We start from the raw sequence: 9,413 nt of genomic DNA on the forward strand, positions 1-9,413 counted from the left end.
AGCATCAAAGCGGGGCTTTGGAGTTGATGGACAGGCCGCATCTCGCGCCACCGCCGCTAGACGTGGCCGTGGCCGTTATGATGGTTTTGCCGTCGCTGTAGGTGCAGTTGCAGCCTCCGGGCGTGCCGGGGACCGTAGCGGTGAAGCCTGCCGGCGTGCCGGAGCAATTGACGCCGCCGTTCTTGCTCCAGATGGCCAAGATGGCGTCCAGCCCCGAGTTCGTGGTGGCGGTGGTGACGGTGCTGTCCTGGCCGCGCTTGATGGCCTGGGAGCGCAGCAGGAGCAGATGCATCATCCCGGCCGCGATGATGGAGACTATGACCGCGGTCATGAGGACCTGGACGAGCACGCTGCCTTTCATCTTCCTCATCGGCATCATCCTTCAGTCAAAAGTGTCCGTGAAGGCCCTCTGCAGGGGGATCTTGGAGTTGACGAGCTGCTTGGTCTCGGTCCTCAAGACCGACGTGGTCGTGGTGCTGGCCCCCACTTGGAAGAGCAGCTGCACCCCGTTGATGTCGTCGGAGCGTTGGAAATAGAAAGTGCTGTTGATGGGCTGGATGTCCTGGGCCACGACGTCGTAGGTCCCGGTTCCGCAGGCGTTGGGGCAGGTCCCGGCCGGGTAAGGGCAGCCGGAGGCCTTGTTGCTGTAGTGCAGCAGCCAGTTCGTTTTTGTGGGGGTGTTGGCCTTATCCCAGACGCAGTAGCAGAACGCCTTCACGTTGGCCGCGACCCCATCCGCGGGGGCGGGGGCGCCCGGGACGTTCGGGTTCAGCGTGTAGTCGATGCAGCCGCTGAGGTAGCTGCTGGTCCGGGAACCGCAGCCGGTCGCCTGCGTGCACTTGGCCGGCGTGTTCACGCCCGTGCAGTAGCTCGGGCAGTACAGCGTGCTGGCCCCCTGAAGCTCCCGCACCATCGAGTCGAGGCTCATCAACTCATAGCTCGTGTTGATGCCCTTCCTGCCGCCTTCCAGCTGGTAGCGCACCATCTGCGAAGTCACGCCGACGATGCCCACCAGGACGAAGGTGCTCAAGACCAGCGCGATGACGAGCTCTATCAAGGTGAAGCCGGGGCGGGCGCTCATAAATTGGTCCAATCCACCGTGACGTTGATTTGGGGCTGACAGGTCGCCGCGAGCGGGGGCGTGCAGCTGCTCGTGGTGCAATTGCAGCTGCCCCAACCGACCCAGTAGGTCACCTTGCCGTTGTAGGGCGCTTGATAGAGCAAGGGAAACAGCCCCCCGGGGTTGGAGTTGTTGCCGGTGATGGTGTGGGAGCCCGGCCAAAGGGCCCAGACGGCGCCCGCGCTGTCTTTGTAGTTCGGTCCGTCGAGCCTCCAACTGGCGGCTCCCGAGCCGTTGGCCGCCGCGTTGGGGCCGTCAATGCTCGCGGTCGGGTCGGCGGTCACATAATTGGCGAGCAGCTTGACCACGCTCTGGCTGGCGACATTGGCGGCCTGCCGTCTGTCCGAGTTCAGACCGGTGCGCTTGCTGCTCAAGGCCAGCGTGAAGATCGCGGTGATCATGACCGCGGAGAGCAGCATGGCCACGACGACCTCGACCAGGGTGTAGCCCTGCCGGACCTTCATACCACCTCCGTCCTCGTCGTTCCGGCGCGGGCCTAATTGGCGGGCACCGGGGGATCAGTCGAGCCCGAGCAAGCCGTGGTGCCGCTCGGGTAGCAAGTCACGACGCCGTTGACGTCCATCGTGTAGCCCCAGCCGCTGTACGGTGAGGAAGCCCCCGGCGCGCGCAGGACGCAGGCCACCAGAGCGCTCCCGGCCAGGCCCAGCGGGCAGGTCGAGGGGCCGGTGCCGCTGCCCGCGGCCGCGACCTGATAGGTCAGCTTGGCGTAGTCGTTTGCCGGCAGGTACTTGCACCGGACCAGATCGCAAGCGGTGTACGTGCAGGTCGTGTCGCAGCTGCAGGCTCCGGTATTGCAGCTCGAATCCAACGTCGCCCCGGTCACATAAGTGCCGCTGTGGTCCAGGGAGAACATGCGGGAGGCCGCGCCCACCATCTTCAACTGGGCCACGCCCGCGTCCGCCCGGCTGTTCTCCACGCTCTTGAGATACTTCGGTATCGCGACGGCGGACAAGATGCCGATGATGACGCACACGACGATGAGCTCGACCAGCGTGAAGCCCCTGCGGGCGCGGGACATGCGGCGGACCCTCCTCATCATTTTGCTCCCCCCCCGCCCATGGTGGACAGTTTGAAGATCGGCAGGAACACCGCCAAGACGATGACCCCGACCACGCCGCCGATGCCCACCACCAGGATGGGGTCGATGATCGCGGTGAAGCGCCGGGTGAACTGATCGATCTGTTCGCGGTAGAAGGCCGACAAGGTCACCAGCATGTCCGGGAGCTTGCCGGACTCCTCGCCCATGAACATCATCTCGGTGACCAGCGGCGGCAGGATCCCGGTCCTGCGGAAGGCCGCGGAGATGGACTTGCCGCTGGCCACGTCGTTCTTGACCGAGCGCAGCAGGCGCTGGAAGATGATGTTGCTCCCGAAGACCCCCTCCAGGACCGAGATGGCGTTGAGGATGCTCACGCCGCTCTCGATCAAGGTCGAGAGGGTGGTCAGCAGGCGTTCCACCATCATGTTCTTGGCGAAAGTGCCGAAGAAGGGCACGCTGAAGATCATGTTCCATTTGGTGACCTGCCCGGGCTCGGTCGAGACGTAGGCGCTCCACATGAACCAGACGACGACCACCACGACGATGAGGGAGGCCAGATGGTTCACGACCAGGTTCGACAGCATGATGATGGCCATGGTCAGGGGCGGCAGCTTGAGCCCGAACTGCTTGAAGATGTCCGCGAAGACCGGGACGATCTTGACGATGAAAAAGGCCAGCACGCTCATGGAGATGCCGCACAACACGCCCGGGTAGGCCATGGCCGTGATGATCTTCCCCCGCAATTCGTCCTGGGCGCCCGTGTAGGCGGCGATCTGCTTGAGCACCTTGGGGAGTTGGCCCCCCATCTCGCCGGCCTGGACCAAAGAGACCCAGAGGTGGTCGAAGGAATTGGGATGGCGCTCCAGCGCCTTGTACAAGGCCATGCCCCCGGCCACGTCTTTGGTCACCTGCGCCAGAGCGAGATGGAGGTTGACGGATTGCGCGTGCTCGCCCAGCAGCGACAGGGCCCGCACCAGGGGCACGCCGCCGTTGAGCAGCGTGGATAACTGCTCGGCGAAGAAGATGAGGTCCCGCGCCGCGACTCTGCCGCCGGCGGTCGGCTTGCCCGAGACGGCGCGGGCGGTGCGTTCGGCGGCGATGGAGAGGATGAAATAGCCCTTGCCCTGGAGGGCGGCTATCGCCTCGTTCTCGTCGCCCGCCTCCAGGTTGCCGGAGGTCGTCTCGCCTTTGCCGTCCTGGACGGTGTAATTGAACCGGCCCATATCCCTAGAAGTTTAACAGGCAGGGGCAGGTTTGTCAATGTGTGTATTGTGAATTAATACATTCGCGGGCGCGCGAGCGACGGCCCCCGATGGGCCCGTGCGCCGCCTTTTGGCCTATTCGTCTTCGAGGGTGACGCCCAGGATCTCTTCCAGGGAGGTTTGGCCTGAGATGACTTTGCGCCAGCCGCTGGCGCGCAGGGTCCACATGCCGGCCCGGGAGGCGGCGTCCCTGAGCCGCGCGAGGTCGCCGCCGTACTTGTAGATGATCTCGCGCATCTCAGGCACGATCAGGTACACCTCGTAGATGGCGGTGCGGCCGGAGTAGCCGGTGCGCGCGCACTTGTCGCAGCCTCGAGCCTCGAAGAAGGTGATCTTGGCCGGGTCGGGGGCCGGGTTGAGCAGAGACTCCCGGATGCACATCTCCACGTCCTTGGTGTCGGGCTGATAGGCCTTCTTGCAGTGCGGGCAGAGTCTGCGCACCAAGCGCTGCGCGGCCACCACGCAGAGGCTGCTGGAGAGCAGGAACGGCTCGATGCCGAGGTCGATGAGGCGCACGACCGCGGACATCGCGTCGTTGGTGTGCAGGGTCGAAAGCACCAAGTGTCCGGTGAGAGCGGCGCGCAGGCAGGTCTGGGCCGTCTCCTGGTCGCGCACCTCGCCGACCAGGATGACGTCCGGGTCCTGGCGCAAGAACGAGCGCAGGGCCGCCGCGAAGGTGAGCCCGATGGTGGCCCGCACCTGCACCTGGTTGAGCCCCGCCATCTTGATTTCGACGGGGTCCTCGATGGTCATGAAATTCAGCTCGGGGGTCTTGATGGTGTTGAGGACGGAGTAGAGCGTGGTGGTCTTGCCGGAGCCGGTGGGGCCGGTCAGGAAGAGCAGGCCGTGGGGGCGGTTCGCCCCGATCAAGAAGTCCTCCTTCTGGCGGGGCTCGAAGCCGATCTTGTCGATGTTGAGCTCGACGGCGCCTTTGTCCAGGATACGCATGACGACTTTCTCCCCGAACACCGTCGGGCAGATGGAGACGCGCAGGTCGATGTTGCGGTTCTGCACCTTGATGGAGAAGGTGCCGTCCTGGGGCAGGCGGCGCTCCGCGATGTCGAGCTTGGAAAGGATCTTGACGCGCGAGACCACGGCCATGAAGTCCTTCTTCAAGGGCGCCATGCGCTCGTAGAGGACCCCGTCGATGCGGAAGCGCAGCATCACCCGTTCGTCGTAGCTCTCGATGTGGATGTCCGAAGTCCGTTCGGAGATGGCCTGCTTGAGGATGGCGTTGACCAGCGAAACGATGTTGGCGCCCTCGGCGCCCCGGACCATCTGGTCGAGGTCCACCCGGGTATCGCTGCTGGTCTCCACCTCCTGAACCTCGTCGGTGCCCGTGGCGGCCGTGGCCATGGACTTCTCGATCATCCCTGAGCCGCCGCCGGTGTAGAACTCGTCGATGGCCTTGAGGATCTGCGCGCGCGTGGCCACGAAGGACTGGATCTCCAGCCCCGCGGTGAGGAGCTTGAGGTTGTCCAGCAGCATCATGTCCTCGGGGTTGGTCATGGCCACGGCGAGGATACCCTCGTCGAGGAACAAGGGCAGGACGCTGTGGTCCCGGGCGTAGGACTCGGTGATGATGCGCTCGAGGTTCTGGCCTTTCTCGACCTTGAGGATCTTGTTCTCGCGCGAGGCGTAGGGGACGGCGAACTGCTTGGAGATGGCGATGGCGATGGTCTCGTCCGTGGTGAAACCCAGCTTGACCGCGGCCTCGCCGAAGGAGCACTTCGAGGTGGTCGCCACCCGGGCGGCCTTTTCCTTTTGGTCGGGCGTGATGACGCCGCTGGAGACGAGTATGTCAGGCAGTTCCTGCTTGTCGGGCATGGCTCACCTTAGGGGCCTGTTCGCGTACAGCAAGTATAGCGGACTGGAAGCGATTGTCAAGACCGGTCATGCGCTAGCACATGACCGCCAACGCACTTCCTGAGGGCGGTCAGTGCCAGGGCACTACCGTGCCCTAGTCGCTCACGATCGTCGGGGTCAGGAAGATGACCAGGTCCGTGTTCCGGCGCACGCTCTCCGAGCTGGTGAAGAACCACCCGATGAGCGGGATGTAGCCCAGCAAGGGCACCTTGCGCACCGTATTGGACTCGGTGGATTGCAGAAGGCCTCCGATGACCAAGGTCTGTCCGTTGCGTACGCGCACCAAGGTGGAGACCGACCGGGTGACCGGGTTGAAGACCGGGTCGTTCTGCGTGGACAGGTCGGATGGCTGGACGTCCGTATAGCGGGGCTGGATCAACATGGTGATGTAGCCTTCTTTGTTGATCTGCGGCGTCACCTTCAGGATGAGGCCGCAAGACTCGCGTTTCACGCCGCTGACCGAGTTGGTGAGCGCGCCGCCGCTGGAAGCCTGCTGTTCGCGCGACACGGCCTGGTCGATGGAGATCTGCATGATGGCGCCCTTGTTGTTGAGGGTCAGGACCTTGGGCTTGCCCAAAAACCGCGCCTCGGACCGGGCGACCAGGGCCCGCAGGGTGATCGACAGGGAGGTCAGGTCCAGCAAAGAGGACTTGATATTGCCGACGACCTGGGTCTGGAGGCTGGTGGCGCTGCCGCCGCTGCTGCCGCTGCTGCCGCTGCTGCCGGTCGATCCGCCGCTTCCGATGGCCGTGGTCAGGTTCGAGACGCCCGGGACGAAGGGGTCGAAGAAATGCGTGCTCGAGAGATTGCCGCCGAGGTTCATGGGGAACGAGGTGTCGCGCATGCCGCCCGTGAACACCGCCAATTGACCGTTCCCCGAGCCCCATTCGAAGCCGAGGTCGCGGGAGCGGCTGGAATCGATCTCCACGATCTGGGCTTCGATCATGACCTGGGGAACCTTCCGGTCGAGCTCCGCGATGATCTGCTCGACCTGGGGGAAGACCTCCGGGATGTCGGTCACGACCAATGAGTTGGTCCGCGGCTCCAGGGCCACCTGCCCATTCTTGCTCAAGACGCTCTTGAGGACTCCCACGATGGGCACCGAACTATCCCCGGCGCCTCCGCTGCCGCCCCCGCCGGTGTCCTGGCCGCCGGTCGAGCCGCCCGTCCCCTGAGAGCCGCCGCCCCCCCCGCCACCGCTCGAGCCGCCGGAGGTCGGCGCGATGGCCGCCATGTCCTGGGCCATATTCCCCAGCGGGATCAGCGGGACATAGTTGAGCGTGTAGATGCGGGTGATGAGGTTCTCCACGGTCTTGGACCGCGGCGCCACGACGTAGGTGTTGCTCTTGCCGATCTGCTGGTAGGTGAGCCCCTTGATCTCGAGGAGCACCTGCAGGGCTTCGCGCACCGAGACGTTCTGCAGGAAAGCGGTCACGCGCTTGCTCTCCAGGCCTTCCGTCACGATGAAGTTCACGTGGGCCTGGGCCTGGATGGTGTCGAGGAAGGTCTCCAGCGGCGCGCCCTTGACGCGCACGGTCACCCGCGTCTCCAGAGGGGAGGTCGCGGCCGCGGGGGCTGAGCGCGCGGGGCCGGAGGTGCCGATCTGGACTCCCTGCACGCTGCGCGGCGGCGCGGCCTCGACTTCGGGCGCGGCCGGGGTCTCCGTGGTCGGGGTGCCGTCGATGGGAGCTCCGCCTCCGCCCGCCGCTTGCCCCCCGCCCGACAGCTGCTGCTGGAACTGCGCATTGGCCTCGGGCTCGCCGCGGCGCCGCTGCGCCTGCGCCGGTAGGACGGTCCCGGCGATGAGGTCGAGGACCAGCGCGCACGCCAGCGCGCTTCGCGCGAAACTCGGTCTGCGTTGATGTCTGATCATGGTGTATCTCCCGACGTCACCGGTTCACGGCCTTGAAAAAGGTCTTGTTCTTGTGCGAGAAGATCACTTTCTGGAGGGTGATGCGCAGCACCTTGACCGGCCCGGATTTGGTCTTCACCACCTCCCCCTCGGCGACCACCTCGTTGTTGACGATGGCCTTGTTCCCGCCCTCGACGGAAACGATCCCCTGCAGATCGATCAGCTTCTCTATCTGGACCGGCGGCGCCTTGGGGGGCGCTTTCGTCCCGTTGAGCGCGCGGTCCTTGAGCTCCTCGAGGGCGAGTTGCTTCTCCAACTCCAAGCGCTCGATCTCCACGAGGTCGTGCGGGGAGAGGGTCGGATCCCGCCAGGCTTGGTAAGGGTTGGCGGCGGGGGCTGTGGAGACAATCGCCACGTTCGGGTCGTTCGCCTCCGGGGCTGGCCGCACGACGGGCGCCGCCGGGGCGGCATTGGCGGGCGGCGCGGCCGCGGCGACCGGCCCGCCGCCCGCGGCCGTGGCCGTGGCCGTGGACGCGGCGGTGGCTGCGGCCGTTGAGGCGACGACGGGAGCGGCCACAGGAGCGATGGGGTTGACCAGCTTGTCCTGTTTCGGCGAGTTGCGGAACAGATCCGTGTCCTTCAGGCGGACCTTCGTGGTGAGCGCCCGCTTCTTCTCCAGGTCGAGGTGCGTGTACCATTGGTAGAAAAGCACGCCCGGGACCGCCAGGGCGAAGGCCAGGACGAGCCAGGCGACCGGACTCTTCGTTGCCATGCTAGAACCGCTCCAGCGGGATGATCGTGCTCAGGCCGCAGGAGACATCGTTGAGGCCGATCGGCTCGCTCAGCTTCGAGATATCCAGGTTGTTGATGTAGATCACCGGCTTGCTCGACTCCATCCGAGTCAGGAACGCCATCAACTCCGGGAACTTGACGCGCATCCTTATGTTCAGGTTCTGGACGACGCCCCCGGGCACCTCGACGTCGCTGGGCGGCTGGAAATCAGTGGCCACGATCCCTTCGGCGCGCAGGGCCTCCTTGACCGCGTCGGACAGGAAGTTGGCGCGGTCCTTGGGCAACGGCAACATCGCGTAGGAGTAGTCGAGGCGGCTCTTGAGGTCCTTGTACGTGTCGAGGTACGTGGCGGTCGCCCGCGCCATCGCCAGCTCGCCGGCCACCGCATTGAGCCGCTTGCGCGCCCGCGCGTACACCATGAAATAGCAGACGATGGGCACGACCAGGGCGATGGACAGCGTCCGGCTGAAGCGTTCGCTGCCCTTCTCCTTGAGGGTGGAGGAAAGGAGCCGGATCTCATCCTGGACCTTGCCGGCGATTTGGTTGAGGTCGATCTTGGCCATGGCTTAGGGCTCCTTGGTGCCCGCCACCGTGAAGGAGGTGCGGGTCTCAAGCGCCTCGCTGTAGGCCTTGGAACTCTGCGCGCCGCTGGCTGGCGTGGCGACCGCCTGCCCTTGCACGGTCACCTTGAGCCCGCGGAACATCTGGCCCGCCACGGAACTCGTGCTGAGCCTGTTGCGGAACTGGAAGGCCAGGTCCTGCTCGCGGGCCGTGTCCTCTGCGACGACATTGCCGACCAGGAGCAGGGTCGGCGAGACGTTGAGGCCGAAGCGGATCCCTATCTTCTTGAGGAAGCCCTTCTCGGGCAGGGCGTCGACGATGTCCTTGATGACGTCGATCATCTTGACCCGGCTGGCGCTGGTGAGGTCCATGGTCAGATTGCTCTGCGTCCGCATCTTCGCGAACATCCCCTCGATGTCGCCCGGGGACTTGCCGCGGAAGACTTCCTCGACCATGCGGTCGCGCTTCAGCGACCCGAACTCCCGAGCCCGAATCCCATAAAGGCTCAGGCTCCAGAGCCCTATCAGCAGCAATCCCAGCGACAGGACGCCGCTGGCGAGCAGGATGTCGCGGGCCACGACCCGCTCCTCTTCGGTGACCCTCCCGACCTCCCCCAGGTCCAAAGTGACGGCGCTGGAGAACCGGAAGCGCAGCGAGGCCCCGATGGCCGAGTAGCCTCCCCAATCCCCGCTCTTGATCCCCAGCATCCCGGCGGTCTCCTGGATGCCGACCTGCAGCCCCAACTCGCGGCCGAAGGCGTCCTTCCACGCCGGAAGGCTGGCGGTCGATCCGCTGATGGCGACATGTCCCACGGCGCCCACGGCCAGCTGCTTCTGGGCGAAGGTGATGCAGCCGCCGAGGTCCAGCTTGCGCTGGTCCGAGACGTTGGCCTCCTCGCCG

Annotated in this window: 10 protein-coding genes; all 10 read right to left on the minus strand. The window is 65.3% G+C overall.

Going from position 1 to position 9,413, the window contains the following annotated elements; translation table 11 throughout:
* Positions 1-4: 4 nt before the first annotated feature.
* Positions 5-370, minus strand: coding sequence for a hypothetical protein (locus NTY77_00455; GenBank protein ID MCX5793950.1), 366 nt, complete (start codon positions 368-370; stop codon positions 5-7).
* 12 nt (positions 371-382) lie between these two features.
* A complete protein-coding gene (locus tag NTY77_00460) occupies positions 383-1,081 on the minus strand; it encodes a prepilin-type N-terminal cleavage/methylation domain-containing protein (GenBank protein ID MCX5793951.1) in 699 nt (232 codons plus the stop codon).
* Positions 1,078-1,584 (minus strand): prepilin-type N-terminal cleavage/methylation domain-containing protein, encoded by a 507-nt coding sequence (locus NTY77_00465; protein ID MCX5793952.1) that lies wholly within the window; start codon positions 1,582-1,584, stop codon positions 1,078-1,080. Before NTY77_00465 ends, NTY77_00460 begins: the two co-directional genes overlap by 4 nt.
* A gap of 32 nt (positions 1,585-1,616) precedes the next feature.
* The gene (locus NTY77_00470) at positions 1,617-2,180 is read right to left on the minus strand and encodes a prepilin-type N-terminal cleavage/methylation domain-containing protein (GenBank protein ID MCX5793953.1); all 564 of its coding nucleotides are present in this window, start codon (positions 2,178-2,180) and stop codon (positions 1,617-1,619) included.
* Positions 2,177-3,403: a type II secretion system F family protein gene (locus NTY77_00475; protein MCX5793954.1), complete on the minus strand. Its 1,227-nt coding sequence runs from the start codon at positions 3,401-3,403 to the stop codon at positions 2,177-2,179. Before NTY77_00475 ends, NTY77_00470 begins: the two co-directional genes overlap by 4 nt.
* 114 nt (positions 3,404-3,517) lie before the next feature.
* A complete protein-coding gene (locus tag NTY77_00480) occupies positions 3,518-5,269 on the minus strand; it encodes an ATPase, T2SS/T4P/T4SS family (protein MCX5793955.1) in 1,752 nt (583 codons plus the stop codon).
* A gap of 133 nt (positions 5,270-5,402) precedes the next feature.
* Positions 5,403-7,181, minus strand: a complete 1,779-nt coding sequence (locus NTY77_00485) for a hypothetical protein (protein ID MCX5793956.1) — start codon at positions 7,179-7,181, stop codon at positions 5,403-5,405.
* 16 nt (positions 7,182-7,197) lie between these two features.
* Positions 7,198-7,932: a hypothetical protein gene (locus tag NTY77_00490; GenBank protein MCX5793957.1), complete on the minus strand. Its 735-nt coding sequence runs from the start codon at positions 7,930-7,932 to the stop codon at positions 7,198-7,200.
* 1 nt (position 7,933) lies between these two features.
* Complete coding sequence (locus NTY77_00495; GenBank protein MCX5793958.1) at positions 7,934-8,515, minus strand: GspMb/PilO family protein; 582 nt, start codon at positions 8,513-8,515, stop codon at positions 7,934-7,936.
* A gap of 3 nt (positions 8,516-8,518) precedes the next feature.
* Positions 8,519-9,413 (minus strand): hypothetical protein (locus NTY77_00500; GenBank protein MCX5793959.1); only part of this gene is annotated, 895 nt, incomplete at its 5' end.

It is taken from the genome of Elusimicrobiota bacterium, assembly GCA_026388095.1.
Classification (GTDB): domain Bacteria; phylum Elusimicrobiota; class Elusimicrobia; order UBA1565; family UBA9628; genus UBA9628.

Excerpts from the sequence above, each read along its gene's own strand:
- NTY77_00475 (MCX5793954.1), bottom strand. The coding sequence starts at position 3,403 with ATGGGCCGGTTCAATTACACCGTCCAGGACGGCAAAGGCGAGACGACC.
- NTY77_00495 (MCX5793958.1), bottom strand. The coding sequence starts at position 8,515 with ATGGCCAAGATCGACCTCAACCAAATCGCCGGCAAGGTCCAGGATGAG.
- NTY77_00485 (MCX5793956.1), bottom strand. The coding sequence starts at position 7,181 with ATGATCAGACATCAACGCAGACCGAGTTTCGCGCGAAGCGCGCTGGCG.
- NTY77_00490 (MCX5793957.1), bottom strand. The coding sequence starts at position 7,932 with ATGGCAACGAAGAGTCCGGTCGCCTGGCTCGTCCTGGCCTTCGCCCTG.
- NTY77_00480 (MCX5793955.1), bottom strand. The coding sequence starts at position 5,269 with ATGCCCGACAAGCAGGAACTGCCTGACATACTCGTCTCCAGCGGCGTC.
- NTY77_00455 (MCX5793950.1), bottom strand. The coding sequence starts at position 370 with ATGAGGAAGATGAAAGGCAGCGTGCTCGTCCAGGTCCTCATGACCGCG.
- NTY77_00465 (MCX5793952.1), bottom strand. The coding sequence starts at position 1,584 with ATGAAGGTCCGGCAGGGCTACACCCTGGTCGAGGTCGTCGTGGCCATG.
- NTY77_00460 (MCX5793951.1), bottom strand. The coding sequence starts at position 1,081 with ATGAGCGCCCGCCCCGGCTTCACCTTGATAGAGCTCGTCATCGCGCTG.
- NTY77_00470 (MCX5793953.1), bottom strand. The coding sequence starts at position 2,180 with ATGATGAGGAGGGTCCGCCGCATGTCCCGCGCCCGCAGGGGCTTCACG.